This is a genomic window from Microlunatus spumicola (assembly GCF_039536445.1).
Classification (GTDB): Bacteria; Actinomycetota; Actinomycetes; order Propionibacteriales; family Propionibacteriaceae; genus Microlunatus; species Microlunatus spumicola.
Genome location: NZ_BAAAYR010000002.1, coordinates 377,575 through 392,585, shown reverse-complemented (window position 1 = coordinate 392,585; position 15,011 = coordinate 377,575). Strand labels below are relative to the sequence as shown.

Here is a 15,011-nt window from a genome sequence, read left to right as displayed (position 1 = left end):
CGCGCCCGCCGTGGGGCGTTCCTGTGCAGCACGGGACGAGACCCACCTAGGGTGTCTGTCCAACAGCGCCGGACAGCGAGGGACAGCAGGTTATGAGCGACCAGATCCGCGAGGTCATCATCGTCGGGAGCGGACCGTCGGGCTACACGGCCGCGACGTACGCCGCGCGCGCCGACCTCCACCCGCTCGTCTTCGAGGGCTCCATCACCGCCGGTGGCGCCCTGATGAACACCACCGAGGTCGAGAACTACCCCGGCTTCCCCGAGGGCATCCAGGGCCCCGACCTGATGGACAACCTGCGCAACCAGGCCGAACGCTTCGGCGCCGAACTGGTGAGCGAGGACATCGTGTCGATGGACCTGACCGGTGCGGTCAAGACCGTCACCGACGGCTACGGCAACACCTTCTCCTCGCGGTCCGTGATCCTGGCGACCGGCTCCGGCTACCGCACGCTGGGCCTGCCGGACGAGGACCGCCTGTCGGGCCACGGCGTCTCGTGGTGCGCGACATGCGACGGCTTCTTCTTCCGCGACAAGGACATCGCCGTCGTCGGCGGTGGCGACTCCGCCGTCGAGGAGGCGACCTTCCTGACCCGGTTCGCCCGCTCGGTCACCCTCGTGCACCGTCGCGGCGAGCTGCGCGCCAGCAAGATCATGGTCCGCCGGGCCGAGAAGGACCCCAAGATCCACTTCGCGTGGAACTCCGCCGTCACCGAGATCCACGGTGCCGACCACGTCGAGGGCGTCACGCTGACCGACACGCTCGACGGCAGCACCCGTGAGCTCGCGGTCAGCGGCCTCTTCATCGCCATCGGCCACGACCCGCGCTCGGAGCTGCTGCACGGCCAGGTGCGCCTGGACGGCGAGGGCTACGTGCTGACGGAGCAGGGCTCCAGCCGGACGAACCTGCCCGGCGTCTTCGCCGCCGGCGACCTCGTCGACCGCACCTACCGCCAGGCGATCACCGCCGCCGGCAGCGGGTGCGCCGCGGCGCTGGACGCCGAGCGCTACCTCGCGGACCTCGACGACGTCGGGGACCCCGTGATCGCGCAGGCCGAGGCCGCCCTCATGGCGGGCGCCGGCAGCTAGCAGAGACCTCGCGCGGGGCCCGAGGGCCCCGCGCTGTCAGTCCCGGCCGCCATGCTGGCGTCCGGAACCCACAGATCAGGAGCAGTCATGGGTGCAGTTTCCGACGTGACCGACGAGACCTTCGACGCGGTCGTCCTCAAGTCCGACAAGCCCGTCGTCGTCGACTACTGGGCCGACTGGTGCGGCCCGTGCAAGCAGGTGGGCCCCATCATCGAGGAGCTCGCCGACCAGCACGGCGACAAGGTGACCTTCGTCAAGATGGACACCAACACCAACCCGGTGACGCCGGCGAACAACCACGTCCTCGGGCTGCCGACCATCCAGGTCTACGTGGGCGGCGAGGTCGTCAAGGCGTTCAAGGGCGCCAAGTCGAAGTCGACGCTGCTGAAGGCCCTGGAGGAGTACCTCTGATCGACCGCGGTCGTCCGGGTCGGCGTCAGCCGGCCTGGACGCTCGGCCGCGGCGGCACGACCTCGGCCTCGCGTCCCGCGTAGGACGCCGGCTGCGGCGCGACCGGAGGCGTGACGAGACCGGTCAGCCGGTTCCACGCCGCTCCCAGACCTGGCCAGCGCTGGGTCGTCTGCAGGTCCATCCGCAGCCGAGGGGTCACCGGGTGCTCGCGCACGACCTCGAACCCCACCGACTCGAGCCACCCGACCGGGACCATGCAGGACGGGCCCTCGCGCCGCGTCCCGACGGCCTCGAGGGCGCGCAGGTCGCGTCGGGCGACCAGACCCGCGGCGCTCGAGACCAGCTGCCGGCCGATCCCCTTGCCCCGCCACCCCTCGACGACCTGCGCGCTCAGCACGACGGCGACGTCGGGCCCGACCGGGGTGGTGCTGAAGGCGGGGAGTCGCCGGACGAGCCGGGCCGGCGCCATGGTCAGGAAGCCCACGACCTCGTCCTCGTGCACTGCCAGCACGCCGCAGTAGCCCCAGTGCGCGGTGACCTCGTACGCCCACTCGGCCTTGCGGGCCGCCCGCTCGGGATGGTCCGGCGGGGCGGCGAGGTCGGCGGCGCTGCTCTCCCAGAAGGCGCACCGGCCGCAGGGCTCGGGCAGCAGGTCGAGGTCGTCGGCCGTCATCGGCCGCAGTCGGCGGGATCCCATGGCGTTCCTCCCGTTGCTCAGCCCGGTGCGACCGGGTCCGGCCACCGGCGAGGCCGGGCGAGGCCCACCGCGAAGCCGATCGTCACGCCGACGACGACCCCCGCCGCGAGGCGCAGGCCCCGGCGGAACGGGGTCGGGAGCCCGGGACGAGCCGTCGACGCCACGGGTTCATCGTAGCCAGGGCGGTCCACCCCTTCTCACCCGTGCGCGGGGGCGTGCGCCGCTGGGAGCGATGAGGCACCCTTGGGGGGTGGAGAGCCCGCCCGAACCGGACCGCGCGCCACTGCTGCGGCGCCAGGACACCCGGCTCGACAGCTACGTCGACCGGTACGCCGCCCGTACGCACGGCATGACGGCCTCGGCCATCCGCGCCCTGTTCGCCGTGGCCAACCGTCCCGAGGTCGTCTCCCTGGCCGGCGGGATGCCCAACATCGCCGACCTCCCGCTCGACGTGGTCGGCTCGACGCTGCAGGACCTCGTCCTCGGCCGTGGGCTGCAGGCCATGCAGTACGGCTCCGGGCAGGGCGAGCAGGAGATCCGCGAGGCCATCTGCGAGGTGATGCGCCTGGAGGGGATCTCCGCGCACCCCGACGACGTGACCGTGACCGTGGGCTCCCAGCAGGCACTCGATCTGGTCACCCGCATCTTCTGCGACCCGGGCGACGTGGTGCTGTGCGAGGCGCCCAGCTACGTCGGCGCGCTCGGAGTGTTCCGCTCCTTCCAGTGCGACGTGGCCCACGTGGCCATGGACGAGCAGGGCCTGGTGCCGGAGGCGCTCCGCGAGGCGGTGCTCGCGCTCCGGGCCGAGGGCCGCAAGGTCAAGTTCGTCTACACGATCCCGAGCTTCCACAACCCGGCCGGCGTCACCCAGTCGCTCGAGCGGCGCGAGGCGATCCTCGCCGTCGCCGAGGAGACCGACCTGCTGGTCATCGAGGACAACCCGTACGGGCTGCTCGGCTTCGACGCCGACCCGATCCCGGCGATCCGCTCGCTGAGCGACGACCGCGTGGTCTACCTCGGGACCTTCTCCAAGACCTTCGCGCCGGGCTTCCGGATCGGCTGGGTGCTCGCGCCGCACGCCGTCCGCGAGAAGCTCGTCCTCGCGCAGGAGTCGGCCACGCTGTGCCCGCCGACGTTCAGCCAGTTCGCCATCACCGCCTACCTGCGCCAGCACGACTGGCAGGGCCAGATCAAGGTGTTCGCGGAGATGTACCGGGAGCGCCGCGACGCGATGCTCGCCGGCCTCGCCGCCGACATGCCCGAGGGCGTGACCTGGACCGTGCCCGCGGGCGGCTTCTACGTCTGGGTGACCCTGCCGCCCGGGCTCGACTCCCAGGCGATGCTGCCGCGCGCGGTCACCGCCCGGGTCGCGTACGTGCCGGGCACCGCCTTCTACGCGGACGGGTTCGGCAGCCGCCACCTGCGCCTGTCCTACTGCTTCCCGACGCCCGAGCGGATCCGCGAGGGGACCCGCCGCCTCGGCGAGGTGCTCGCGCACGAGACCGAGCTGATGTCGACCTTCGGCACCCAGGTGAGCGCCCCGCGGCGCCCGGAGCTGCCCAGCCACAACGCCCCGGGGACGAACCAGGCATGACCACCGACTTCAGCGTCCCCGTCGAGCCGATCGACCTCCCCCAGCCCGACCTGGTGCTGGTGCTGGCCGGCGGCCTCTCGCACGAGCGGGACGTCTCCCTGCGCTCCGGTCGCCGGGTGGCGCAGGCCCTGCGGTCCCGCGGGCTCGACGTCCTCGAGGCCGACGTCGACTCGACGCTGGTCCCCCGGCTCGCTGACGCGGCCGGTGCGGTGGTCTTCCCGGTCCTGCACGGCGAGGCCGGCGAGGACGGCGCGCTCCGGGAGGTGCTCGCCCTGCTCGGGGTGCCGTTCGTGGGCAGCGTGGGCGCCGCCTGCCGCGTCGCCTTCGACAAGTCGATCGCCACCACCGTGGTGGCCGAGGCCGGTCTGACGACGCCCACCCAGGTCGCCCTCCCCCACGAGATCTTCCGCGAGCTCGGGGCCCAGGCCCTCGTCGCCGCCCTGGGTGACCAGATCGGCTTCCCGATGATGGTGAAGCCGTCCCGCGGCGGCTCGGCCCTCGGCTGCTCGAAGGTGTCCTCGCCCGCCGAGCTGCCGGCCGCGATGGTCGGGGCGTACGCCTACGGGCCGGTGGCGGTCGTCGAGTCCTTCGTCGAGGGCACCGAGGTCACCGTCGCCGTGGTCGACCGCGGTCACGGCCCCGCGGCCCTGCCCGCCGTCGAGATCCGGCCCGACTCAGGGGTGTACGACTACACCGCCAGGTACACGGCGGGGACGACCCGGTTCCTCTGCCCGGCCGAGCTGCCGCCCGAGGTCGCCCAGCGCTGCGCCGACGTCGCCCTGCGGGTGCACGCCGAGCTCGGGCTGCGGGACCTCTCCCGCACCGACCTCATCATCCGCGACGGCGAGCCCGTGTTCCTCGAGGTGAACGTCTCCCCCGGCATGACCGAGACCTCCGCCGTCCCGCTGGCCAGCGAGGCGGCGGGCTGGAGCCTGGGCAAGATGTGCGCCGACCTCGTCGCGGTCGCGGCGGCCCGCGGTGGGCGTCCGGCTGCGGCCGCCGCTGCGGTGTGATCCCGACGGAACCCGCATGAGTGCGCCCGTCGAGGGGCCGGCCCTCGCCCCGTCGCGCACCTGGCTCAAGCAGACCGGCGTGGTCGCCCTCGGGGTGTTCCTCGCGGCGGCCATGGTCGTGCTCGGGATCTGGCAGCTCGACGTCTACCAACGCCAGGGCAACCAGGCCGCCGTGGAGCGGGCGTCGGCCCCGCCCGTCGCGCTCACCACCGTCGCCCCCGTGGGCGGAGCGGTCGCGGACGGCTACGGGCGGCGGGTCACCTTCTCCGGCACGTACGACCCCACGCTGCAGGTCCTCGTGCCCGGCGACGGCGGGTACCGCGTGCTGACGGGACTCCGGCAGGGCGACGGCAGTGTGGTCGCCGTGGTCCGCGGCCTCGAGACGACGCCGGGCAACCCCCTGCCGCCCACGGGCGAGGTCGCGCGTACAGGGGTGCTGCTGCCGTCGGAGGAGCTCTCCGACTCCACGGCGTCCCTGCCGGACGGCCAGATCGCCTCGGTCCGCCTCCCCACGCTGGCCCAGACCTGGCCGAGCCCCCTGGTGAACGGGTTCGTGACGCTCGACCCCGACGCCGCCGCCAGCGAGGGCCTGTCCCCCGTCGCCGTCGAGCTGCCCGAGGCCCAGGGGCGCCTGCGCAACGGTGCGTACGCCCTGCAGTGGTGGGTGTTCGCGGCCTTCGCGCTCGGGATGAGCATCCGCGTGGCCCGCGACATTGGCCGGCTCGAGGAGCGCGACCTCGAGGCGTACATCTGAGGGGTGCCCCTCCGGGGCCGACGTAGGCTCCGAGCATGCGCAACGCGTTGATCCGCTACCGGGTGATGGCCTACGTGGTGGGTGTCCTGCTCATCGTGCTCGTCTGCGTCGGGCTGCCGCTCAAGTACATCTGGCACAACGACAGCGTCGTGAACGTCACCGGTGTCGCCCACGGCTGGCTCTACATGATCCTCATCATCACGGCGATCGACCTCGGTCGTCGCGCGCGCTGGAGCATCTGGCGCCTGCTCGCCATCGCCCTGGCCGGCACCGTGCCCTTCGTGACCTTCATCGCCGAGCACTCGGCCACGAAGGACGTCAAGGCCAAGCTGGCCTGGAACGCCGAGCACCCCACCGAGCCGGAAGCGGTCATCGCCGACCCGCAGGCCTGACGCCACCCGGCCCGGACCTCTCGTCCGGGCCGATACTGCATAGTCTGACTATGCTCTTTCGTCAGCCTCCGAGGATCGAGGCGATCCGCTCCAGGTCTTCCTCCGAGGCGAACTCGATGACGATCCGACCCCGGCGCCGCCCGGCGTCCACCCGTACGCGGGTGTCGAGCCGGTCGGTCAGCGTCTCGGCGAAGACGCGGGCGCGTTCCGAGGGTTCACGGGGGCCCCGGGTAGCCGGTGCGCTCGGCTGCTCCCGCTCCCCCAGCGTCACCAGCTCTTCGGTCGCGCGGACCGACAGCCCCTCCGCGACGACGCGCTGCGCCAGCCGCTCCTGACCCAGCGGGTCGGGCAGGCCGAGCAGAGCCCGCGCGTGGCCCGCGCTCAGCACGCCGGCGGCGACCCGGCGCTGGACCGTCGGGGGCAGGCGGAGCAGCCGGATGGTGTTCGAGATCTGCGGCCGTGACCGCTTGATCCGGGTCGCCAGCTCGTCCTGCGTGCACCCGAAATCCTCGAGCAGCTGCTGGTAGGCGGCCGCCTCCTCGAGGGGGTTCAGCTGGGCGCGGTGCAGGTTCTCCAGCAGCGCGTCCCGCAGCAGGTCGTGGTCCTCGGTCGGCCGCACGATCGCCGGGATCGTCCCGGTCTCCGCGAGCTGGGACGCCCGCCAGCGGCGCTCCCCCATCACCAGCTCGTAGGTGTCGTCCCCCAACGGGCGGACGACGACCGGCTGGAGCAGTCCGACCTCACGGATCGAGTCGACCAGCTCGTCCAGGGCGTCGCCGTCGAAGACGGTCCGCGGCTGGCGGGGGTTCGGCACGATGGACTCGAGCGGCAGGTCCGCGTACGACGAGCCCGAGGGCACGGGGACGAGAGGTTCAGGGGCTGGCGCGGGTGCGTCCGCGGTCGGCGCAGCGGTCGGCGGCAGATCGGTGCGCTGGAAGAGCTCGCCCAGGCCGCGGCCCAGTCCTCGACGCTCGGTGCTGACGGTCATGAGGCCTCCCCGGCTCCGCGGCGGGCGATCTCCTCGGCCGCCTTCAGGTAGGACACGGCTCCGACGGAGTCCGGGTGGTAGGTCAGGACGGACTGCCCGTAGCTGGGCGCCTCCGAGATGCGCACCGAGCGGGGGATCGCCACCGACAGCGTCTCGGTGGGGAAGTGCGAGCGCACCTCGTCGGCGACCTGGGCCGACAGCCGCGTACGACCGTCGAACATGGTCAGTAGGACGGTCGAGAGCTGGAGCTTGTCGTTCAGCTCGCCCTTGACCAGGTCGATGGTGCGAACGAGCTGGGAGACGCCCTCGAGCGCGTAGTACTCGCACTGGATCGGGATGAGGATCTCGGTGGCCGCGACGAGCGCATTCAGCGTGAGCAGACCGAGTGACGGGGGACAGTCGAGCAGGACGTAGTCCACAGGGTGCTCGGCCACGTGCTTGTCGAGCGCCCGGATCAGCCGACGTTCACGGGCGACGACGCTCACCAGCTCGATCTCGGCGCCCGCCAGGTCGATGGTCGCCGGCAGGACGCTCAGGCCGTCGGCCTCGGGGGACTGGACGACGTGATCGGCGATCTGGTCGCCACGGATGAGCACCTCGTACGTCCCCGCCACCCCGGGACCGTGGTCGATCCCGAGGGCGGTCGAGGCGTTGCCCTGCGGGTCGAGGTCGACGACCAGGACCTTGAGGCCGCCGAGGGCGAGCGCCGTCGCCAGGTTCACGGCGGTGGTCGTCTTGCCCACCCCGCCCTTCTGATTGGCGATGACGAACGTCCGGCGGTGGGTCGGCAGGGGCAGGACCCGGCTCGGTGTTTCACGTGGAACGTCGAGGTCGTCGGGCACCTCGACGCGGATCGTCAGCTCGTCCTCGTCGAAGCGAGCCCGCCGAGGACCGGCGCCCCGGGGGATCACCGGCGCCGACGCAGGCTCGGTCTCGGGCGGAGCCAGCACGTCCTTCTCCGGTGCGATGCCGACCTCAGGCCCGGCTGGCTGAGACTCAGGCTCGGGCTCGGCCTCGACCGGCTCCGCAGGACTGATCGGCTCCTCCGGAGCCGGCTGAACCGGCACCGGCGTCACCGGCGGCTCAGCCGGAGGTGCCGACGGCTCTGGCGCATCGGGGGAGGGTCCGACGACCGCAGGATCGGTCGGCCAACCGATGGTTTCACGTGGAACATCGGGCCAACCAACTCCCGGGTGCGCGTCATCCCGGCGTGGCCACCCCAGACCTGGCGCAACCTCGACGACGACCTCTGGGCCCGTCCCGATACTCATGTGCCTCGCTCTCCGTAGAACGCCTCACGCTATGTGCTCGGCACCAGCCCGTTGCGGACCCACGCGGACGGAGAGACGACTCGGACCAACGAAGCCAATACCGACCCTCCGCTGGGCGACCCCGCAGTCGACCCCGGGGCGTAACGACGAGTGGATTTGTGAGCTGAACGCTTCAGAAGTGACGGCCGAGGCCTACCGCGCGCGGCGTGCGCCATCCGTCGACGAACGACTCGGCACCCTTCTGGTCGACTGACAGCAGAGATCCCGGACCAGCTGCCAAGCGGGGCAGAGGGATCGAGCTAGGCACCGAGGTCACCGCACAGCTCTTCACGCGACGAGCAGGTCAGTCATTCCTACAGGAGTGCCGGCGACGCACGAGTGAGAGCCCGACGTGCCACACACGGCTCCAGATCGCCGCCAAGCGGACATCTGGATCCGATCCGATGGACCATCTGCGTCTATGCCGAAACCCCACCTTTCACGAGACTCTCACGTTTACGTGAAACTCCGACAGAGTGACGCAGAAGCCGCCGGGGTGAAGAGCGACGCGCTGATCGCCGGCACGGCCTCCGCCCGCTGAGCCGCGTCGAGCAAGGCTGGCGATGTGCCGAGGGGAAGCGTCACGCCGACCAGTGTCGTACGGTCCGCAGGAGTGGAACAGCTATCTCGCGGTGCCGGAGGAGACTCACGGCGATCACCAGCTCGGCGTAGGCGAACCAGCTCTATACGCCCGTCATATCCGGGAACCGCGCCAATGGACTGACCGCAGAAGTCTGATGTTCTGCACGGCAGATCTGCCGTGGTGAGCAACGGTCTTTCACGTAAACGTGAAAGACCTGAGGCAGGCGGGACAGCGGTGCCAACCCATCGGCATCGAAGTGACCGCCATCTTGCCACCGGCAAGTTACGTCAGACGCGACGGATGCGGACGACCGTGGTGGGGTCGGCGGCGGCGTAAGCGCGGACGCTGATGACCTCGGCGGCGAGGCGCTGGCGTACGAGGTCGCGGTTGCTCTCGTCGAGCTCGTCCTGGGCGGAGCGGCCCTTGAGGGCGAGCACGGCGCCGTCGTGGCGGGTGAGAGGCAGGCACCAGCCAAGGAGGCGGGGGAGGGGAGCGAGGGCACGGGAGGTGACGACGTCGTACGTCTCGCGGTGGTCCTCGGCCCGGGCGCGGACGACGTCGACGCGGCCGGTGAGGCCGAGCGACTCCACGGCCTGGGTCAAGAAGGTCGCGCGGCGGAGCAGCGGCTCCAGGAGGGTGACGTGCAGGTCAGGACGTCGGAGCGCCAACGGGATCCCGGGCAGCCCCGCGCCGCTGCCGACGTCGACGACGCGGGTGTCGGAGGGGACGAGGTCGGCGACGGCGGCACTGTTGAACACGTGCCGCTCCCAGAGCCGGTCGATCTCGCGGGGGCCGATGAGGCCCCACTCGACGCCGGTCGTGGCCAGCAGGTCGACGTACCGGACCGCGAGGTCGGCCGCAGACGGGAACACCGCCTCGACCACGTCGGGTCGGGGCGGTGTGACCGGCTCGCTCATGCTCAGGACGTCAGGACGCCGGGAGCACCACGACGTGGCGCCGCGGCTCCTCGCCCTCGGACTCGCTCACGAGACCGGCGGCCGCGACAGCGTCGTGCACGATCTTGCGCTCGAAGGGGTTCATCGGCTCGAGCGAGACGCGCTCGCCCCCGCTGCGGACCCGCTCGACCGCGCCCGAGGCGACCTCGAGCAGCTGCTGACGACGGGTGTCGCGGTAGCCGGCGACGTCGAGCATCAGCCGGCTGCGGTTGCCGGTCTCGGTCATCACGGCGAGCCGGGTGAGCTCCTGGAGCGCGTCGAGCACGGAGCCGTCCGGGCCCACGAGGACCTGGGACTCGCTGACGATCGAGACGTGCGCGCGGTCGCCCTCGATGAAGGTGTCGATGTCCCCGTCGAGGTCGGCGATGTCGAGGAGCTCCTCGAGGTAGTCCGCGGCCACCTCGGCCTCGGTCTCCAGCGGGTTCTCCGGGCCGTCCTCGTCGTCCTCGTCCTCGTCCGCGTCGTCCGACGCGTCGGTGGAGGTCGCGTCGCCGGCGGCGAGGCTGAGGTCGTCGGTCACGGCGCTGTCCCCGTCCTCGACGACCGTGCTCTCCGGCGCGGTGACCTCCACGGCCTCGTCGCCCCCGACCTGCTCGGGCTCACGGGACGTGTCGGGCTCGCTGTACGGGGACTCGCTCATGGGACAACCTTTCCTCCACGGGCCAGGCCCGTGGCGCACTCCGGAACCGCGTACGGTGCGGCCCGGTCTGGTCCGGCTCCGCGACGCGGGTCACGTCGAGCGGGGCCGGTGGGTTCTGGGGTCAGGGGCGGCGCTGGGACCTGGCCTGCTTGCGCGGCTGCTGACGCACGACGCGCGGCGGAGCGGCCGGTGCGGCCGCGTGGCTGCCCCCGTTCCGGCTCGACTCGGCGACGGCCACGCCACCACGCCCCGTCTCGACGGCCGGCTCGGCGACGTGCCGGTGGCTCTCGTGACGCTGGCGCCGCTCCTCCCACGCCGCGAAGGCGGGGGTGCCGGGCGCCGGGTTGCGGCGGATGACGTAGAACTGCTGGCCCATCGTCCACAGGTTCGAGGTGAACCAGTAGATGAGGACGCCGACCGGGAAGTTGATGCCACCCACGGCGAAGATCAGCGGGAAGACGTACAGCATGATCTTCTGCTGCTGCGCGAACGGACCCTCGAGGGCCTCCATCGGCATGTTCTTGCGCATCAGCTGCAGCTGCGTGATGAACAGCGTCACCGTCATGGCGATGATCAGGCCGAGCGTCAGCAGGTGGACGCTCGTGATGCCGTTCGCGAAACCGACCTTGGTGAAGGTGTCGGAGATGCGGGCACCGAAGATCGTGGACCCGTTGAGCGAGTCGAGCAGCTCGGGGTGGATCCGCAGCCAGTGGCCGCGCGGGATGTTCCGCGCCGCGCCGTCGAGCACGCGGAACAGCGCCAGGAAGATCGGCATCTGGATCAGCAGCGGGAGGCAGGAGGCCAACGGGTTGGCGTTGTTCTCCTTGTAGAGCTTCATGGTCTCCGCGCCGAGCTTCTCGCGGTCGTGACCGTACTTCTTCTGCAGCTCGCGGACCTTGGGCTGCAGCAGCTGCATCGACCGCGACGACTTGATCTGCTTGACGAACAGCGGGATCAGCGCGACGCGGATGACGACGGTCAGGGAGACGATCGAGAGGGCCCAGGTCCAGCCGTTGCCTTCGCCGAAGACCGGCGACCACAGCGAGTGGAACAGGACCAGGATCCCGGAGACGACCCAGTAGAGCGGCTGGATGATCGTGCTGCCGATGGAGACGAAGGGGTCCCAGATCGACAAGGAGGTCAACAACGGGCTGAGCATCAGGTCACCCTCTGCAGGACTGGCGAGTGGTCGGAAGGGTAGGCCCTCCGGGGAGCCCGCGCGTGCGGGTCGAGGGGGGAGTGGTCGTGGTCGGCGTGCCCGTCGTCAGCCTGGGCTGCGAGCAGCGCCTGCTCCTCGCGCCACTCCGGCGTCCCCGGGACGGGGTCGAAGCCCCCGGGGGTCCAGGGGTGGCAGCGGAGCAGCCGGCGACCGGCCAACCAGCTGCCCTTGACGGCACCGTGGACCTCGACGGCCCGCAGCGCGTACGCGGAGCAGCTCGGGTAGTAGCGGCAGACGTTGCCGTAGAGCGGGCTCACCACAAGACGGTAGGCCTTGAGCAGCGCGATCAGCACGTGCTTCACGACGACACCGGGGACGGACCAGGGGAGAGCCGGTGCTTCGCCTGGGCCCAGGCCGACGTCAGGTCCGCCTCGAGCCGCGACGGCGTGGTCGCCGACCCGGGCAGCGCCCGGACGACCACGTCCTGCGCGGACGACGAAGCGGCCAGCTCCTGCGCCACCAGGTGGCGCAGACGGCGCTTCACCCGGTTGCGGACGACGGCACCGCCGACGGCCTTGGAGACGACGAAGCCGACCCGGCTCTGCGACCCCGTGCCCCTCGCGGCGTGCACCACCAGCGTCGGTCGTCCGGCGCGGACCCCAGACCGGGTCACACGCCGGAAGTCGGCCGACTCGTGCAGGCGCGCCGCTCGAGGAAGCACCGGGTGTGGAGAGGTGCGCTCAGGCGGAGAGCTTGGCGCGGCCCTTTTCGCGGCGGGCGGACAGGATCGCGCGCCCGGCGCGGGTCCGCATCCGGAGCCGGAAGCCGTGGGTACGGCTGCGACGCCGGTTGCTCGGCTGGAAGGTGCGCTTGCTCACGGGAGTACTCCCCAGGTGTTCGAGATCGTGGTCGGTCGGTCCGCCCCCGCCGCTGGGCGCGAAGCTCAGGGACAGGATCGGGAGTGCCGCTGCTCACAGCGACTTCCCAACGGTACGGGTGGGCCCCAAACGCGTCAAACCGGTGCGTCGGCCCGTCCGGCCATTCTCCCCCGCCCTGTCCAGCCGACACGCCGGACGATCGGACATTGGTTGTCCTGCAGGCTTGCATCGCAGAGTTTCGGGTTGCTAGCGTCGCGCCTCGCCTTCACTTCACGTCGTGCCACGGGCTTCGGGGGTTGCTCCGCGGTACGTCCCCACCCCTGTCCCGGTGCCCCCGGGAGATCTCGGTGCACCCATGCACAGGTTGTGGACAACACTGTGGAGCGAGACTGACCGACAGACACTGAGCAGACTGTCCGTCGGATGGCGTCGACCCCCTCCACGGGTGTCGTGCGTCCTCGGGTGGAGTCGATGGAGAGGCACGGAGACCGGGTGAGCGACGTCGTCGACAGCAGCGCACCGCCAGCGACGGCGGCGTTCGACCAGGTGGTGCTGCAGGCCTCGCCCGAGCTGCGCCGGTGGCTGGACAACGCCAAACCCCTGAACGTGCACGACGACGTGATGATCATCGCGGTGCCGAGCAACTTCGCCCGGAACCTGCTCGAGGTGCGCTTCCGCACCCACGTCGAGGGCACGCTGGCCGGCGTCTACGGCCGGCCGATGAAGATCATGGTCACCGTCGACGACAGCCTCAACCCCTCGCCGTCGGCCATCGAGCTCGATCAGGAGGCGTCCCGCGACGAGGCCTCGCGCGGTGGCGCCCCGGCCGACGAGCGCGCCCCGCTCGACCCGTCCCGTACGCGCGACGCCGACGAGGACCTCGACGAGCCCGACGAGACCGCGCCTCCCGTACGGACCGGCGTCACCGCGGCGCAGGAGAGCGCCCGGGCCGACAACACGCACACGACGAACGGGTTCCGCGGGCCGCGCAAGGACATCGGCGCCCGCCTGAACCCGAAGTACACCTTCGAGACCTTCGTCATCGGCCCGTCGAACCGCTTCGCCCACGCCGCCGCCATCGCGGTCGCGGAGAACCCGGGCAAGTCGTACAACCCGCTGACCATCTACGGCGACTCCGGGCTGGGCAAGACCCACCTGCTGCACGCGCTCGGGCACTACGTCCGCAGCTACTTCGAGACCACGCGGGTCCGTTACGTCTCGACCGAGGAGCTGACGAACGACTTCATCAACTCGATCAGCCAGAACAAGGGCGCCGAGTTCCGCCAGCGCTACCGCGACGTCGACGTCCTGCTGATCGACGACATCCAGTTCCTGGAGGGCAAGGAGCAGACGCAGGAGGAGTTCTTCCACACCTTCAACACGCTGCACAACGCCGAGAAGCAGATCGTGATGACCTCCGACCGGCCGCCGAAGCTGCTGGAGAACCTCGAGCCGCGCCTGCGCAGCCGGTTCGGCTGGGGCCTGATCACCGACGTCCAGGCGCCCGACCTCGAGACCCGGATCGCCATCCTGCGCAAGAAGGCCGCCCAGGAGCGCCTCGTCGCCGGCCCCGACGTGCTGGAGTTCATCGCGACGCGGATCCAGACCAACATCCGTGAGCTCGAGGGCGCCCTGATCCGCGTCACCGCCTTCGCCAGCCTCAACCGGCAGCAGGTCGACCTGAGCCTGGCCGAGATCGTCCTCAAGGACCTGATCCCCGAGGGCGGCGAGGCCCAGATCACCAGCAGCATGATCATGGCCCAGACGGCGTCGTACTTCGACATCACCATCGACGACCTCTGCGGCGGCAGCCGCACCCAGCAGCTCGTCAACGCCCGCCAGATCGCGATGTACCTCTGCCGCGAGCTCACGGACCTGTCGCTGCCCAAGATCGGCCAGCAGTTCGGCGGCCGCGACCACACCACCGTCATGCACGCCGACCGCAAGATCCGTACGCAGATGGGCGAGAAGCGCAGCACCTTCAACCAGGTGACGGAGCTGACGAACCGGATCAAACAGCAGGCCTCACAGAGGTAGTTCGCTCTGCCTCGGGCTCCTGGGTCTCCGTCGGGGCTCAGGGACCACGGCGCTTCGCAACCATCCGCCCGGGCGCCGTCACCAACCCGCTCGACCCTCGCTACGCAGCGCCCGGGCTCCCGCCAGACCCGTCCACGCTCAGCGCCGTGGTCCTGAGCCCCTCCTTCACGTCGCCTTCCGGCCGGCTCTACCTCGTTCGGTTGAGGCATCGGTTCGGCTCGCGTCCGTGCGCTGCCGCAGCCAATGCCCCTACGCCTCGGGTGTACGCCCCCTGAGCTTGTCGAAGGGCCACGAAGTGGTCGGCGTCTGAACGCCGTACGTAGAGCCAACCTCTTCGAGGCCCTTCGACAGGCTCAGGGGGCGTCTGGCGGAGCCGCCCGCACCAGTCACGAGTGCACTGAACCGGCGCCAGGCGGCAAAGCCCGACCTCGGGCAACCCGCGGCCCGCTGCGGAGAGCCGGGCGCGTCACCATCTGCGACCAGCGCAGCGACGCGGTCACCGGACAGTGAC

At 71.1% G+C, this 15,011-nt stretch carries 17 protein-coding genes; 7 read left to right on the top strand and 10 right to left on the bottom strand.

Annotated elements, in window-relative coordinates; translation table 11 throughout:
• Positions 1-92 precede the first annotated feature (92 nt).
• Both trxB and trxA read left to right on the top strand, forming a co-directional pair.
• Complete coding sequence (trxB, locus tag ABD665_RS10805) at positions 93-1,088, top strand: thioredoxin-disulfide reductase (protein ID WP_204910653.1); 996 nt, start codon at positions 93-95, stop codon at positions 1,086-1,088.
• A gap of 87 nt (positions 1,089-1,175) precedes the next feature.
• On the top strand, positions 1,176-1,499 hold the full coding sequence (trxA, locus tag ABD665_RS10800) for a thioredoxin (protein WP_204910654.1): 324 nt from the start codon (positions 1,176-1,178) through the stop codon (positions 1,497-1,499).
• Between the two features lie 25 nt (positions 1,500-1,524).
• Here trxA and ABD665_RS10795 read toward each other — a convergent pair whose 3' ends face one another.
• On the bottom strand, positions 1,525-2,196 hold the full coding sequence (locus tag ABD665_RS10795) for a GNAT family N-acetyltransferase (protein WP_204910655.1): 672 nt from the start codon (positions 2,194-2,196) through the stop codon (positions 1,525-1,527).
• A gap of 17 nt (positions 2,197-2,213) precedes the next feature.
• Positions 2,214-2,360: a hypothetical protein gene (locus ABD665_RS10790; protein WP_204910656.1), complete on the bottom strand. Its 147-nt coding sequence runs from the start codon at positions 2,358-2,360 to the stop codon at positions 2,214-2,216.
• 86 nt (positions 2,361-2,446) lie between these two features.
• On the opposite strand from ABD665_RS10790, the gene ABD665_RS10785 reads away from it, so the two are divergent.
• The 4 genes from ABD665_RS10785 to ABD665_RS10770 are packed head-to-tail and all read left to right on the top strand — an operon-like array spanning position 2,447 to position 5,949.
• Entirely contained in the window at positions 2,447-3,790 is a 1,344-nt protein-coding gene (locus ABD665_RS10785; protein ID WP_344742274.1) for an aminotransferase-like domain-containing protein, read from the top strand.
• The gene (locus tag ABD665_RS10780) at positions 3,787-4,803 is read left to right on the top strand and encodes a D-alanine--D-alanine ligase (RefSeq protein ID WP_204910658.1); all 1,017 of its coding nucleotides are present in this window, start codon (positions 3,787-3,789) and stop codon (positions 4,801-4,803) included. The genes ABD665_RS10785 and ABD665_RS10780 overlap by 4 nt, the downstream gene beginning before the upstream one ends.
• A gap of 16 nt (positions 4,804-4,819) precedes the next feature.
• Positions 4,820-5,557: an SURF1 family cytochrome oxidase biogenesis protein gene (locus ABD665_RS10775; RefSeq protein ID WP_204910659.1), complete on the top strand. Its 738-nt coding sequence runs from the start codon at positions 4,820-4,822 to the stop codon at positions 5,555-5,557.
• A gap of 35 nt (positions 5,558-5,592) precedes the next feature.
• Positions 5,593-5,949 (top strand): DUF3817 domain-containing protein, encoded by a 357-nt coding sequence (locus tag ABD665_RS10770; protein WP_204910660.1) that lies wholly within the window; start codon positions 5,593-5,595, stop codon positions 5,947-5,949.
• Positions 5,950-6,010: 61 nt separating this feature from the next.
• Here ABD665_RS10770 and ABD665_RS10765 read toward each other — a convergent pair whose 3' ends face one another.
• The 8 genes from ABD665_RS10765 to rpmH all read right to left on the bottom strand — a co-directional run bounded on the left by ABD665_RS10765 (position 6,011) and on the right by rpmH (position 12,463).
• Positions 6,011-6,937 carry a ParB/RepB/Spo0J family partition protein gene (locus ABD665_RS10765; protein ID WP_204910661.1) on the bottom strand — a complete coding sequence of 309 codons (927 nt, stop codon included), beginning with the start codon at positions 6,935-6,937 and terminating at the stop codon, positions 6,011-6,013.
• Positions 6,934-7,848, bottom strand: a complete 915-nt coding sequence (locus tag ABD665_RS10760) for a ParA family protein (protein WP_204913726.1) — start codon at positions 7,846-7,848, stop codon at positions 6,934-6,936. The genes ABD665_RS10765 and ABD665_RS10760 overlap by 4 nt, the downstream gene beginning before the upstream one ends.
• 1,269 nt (positions 7,849-9,117) lie before the next feature.
• Positions 9,118-9,747: a 16S rRNA (guanine(527)-N(7))-methyltransferase RsmG gene (gene rsmG / locus ABD665_RS10755; protein ID WP_204910662.1), complete on the bottom strand. Its 630-nt coding sequence runs from the start codon at positions 9,745-9,747 to the stop codon at positions 9,118-9,120.
• A gap of 10 nt (positions 9,748-9,757) precedes the next feature.
• Complete coding sequence (locus ABD665_RS10750) at positions 9,758-10,357, bottom strand: Jag family protein (RefSeq protein WP_425562156.1); 600 nt, start codon at positions 10,355-10,357, stop codon at positions 9,758-9,760.
• Positions 10,358-10,547: 190 nt separating this feature from the next.
• The gene (gene yidC, locus ABD665_RS10745) at positions 10,548-11,585 is read right to left on the bottom strand and encodes a membrane protein insertase YidC (protein ID WP_204910664.1); all 1,038 of its coding nucleotides are present in this window, start codon (positions 11,583-11,585) and stop codon (positions 10,548-10,550) included.
• The gene (yidD, locus tag ABD665_RS10740) at positions 11,585-11,947 is read right to left on the bottom strand and encodes a membrane protein insertion efficiency factor YidD (protein WP_204910665.1); all 363 of its coding nucleotides are present in this window, start codon (positions 11,945-11,947) and stop codon (positions 11,585-11,587) included. Before yidD ends, yidC begins: the two co-directional genes overlap by 1 nt.
• Positions 11,944-12,306 (bottom strand): ribonuclease P protein component, encoded by a 363-nt coding sequence (gene rnpA / locus ABD665_RS10735; RefSeq protein ID WP_204910666.1) that lies wholly within the window; start codon positions 12,304-12,306, stop codon positions 11,944-11,946. The genes yidD and rnpA overlap by 4 nt, the downstream gene beginning before the upstream one ends.
• 19 nt (positions 12,307-12,325) lie before the next feature.
• Positions 12,326-12,463 (bottom strand): 50S ribosomal protein L34, encoded by a 138-nt coding sequence (rpmH, locus tag ABD665_RS10730; protein WP_204910667.1) that lies wholly within the window; start codon positions 12,461-12,463, stop codon positions 12,326-12,328.
• A 471-nt stretch (positions 12,464-12,934) separates the two neighbouring features.
• Between rpmH and dnaA the strand changes: the two genes are divergently transcribed.
• A complete protein-coding gene (dnaA, locus tag ABD665_RS10725) occupies positions 12,935-14,500 on the top strand; it encodes a chromosomal replication initiator protein DnaA (protein WP_204910668.1) in 1,566 nt (521 codons plus the stop codon).
• Positions 14,501-15,011 lie beyond the last annotated feature (511 nt).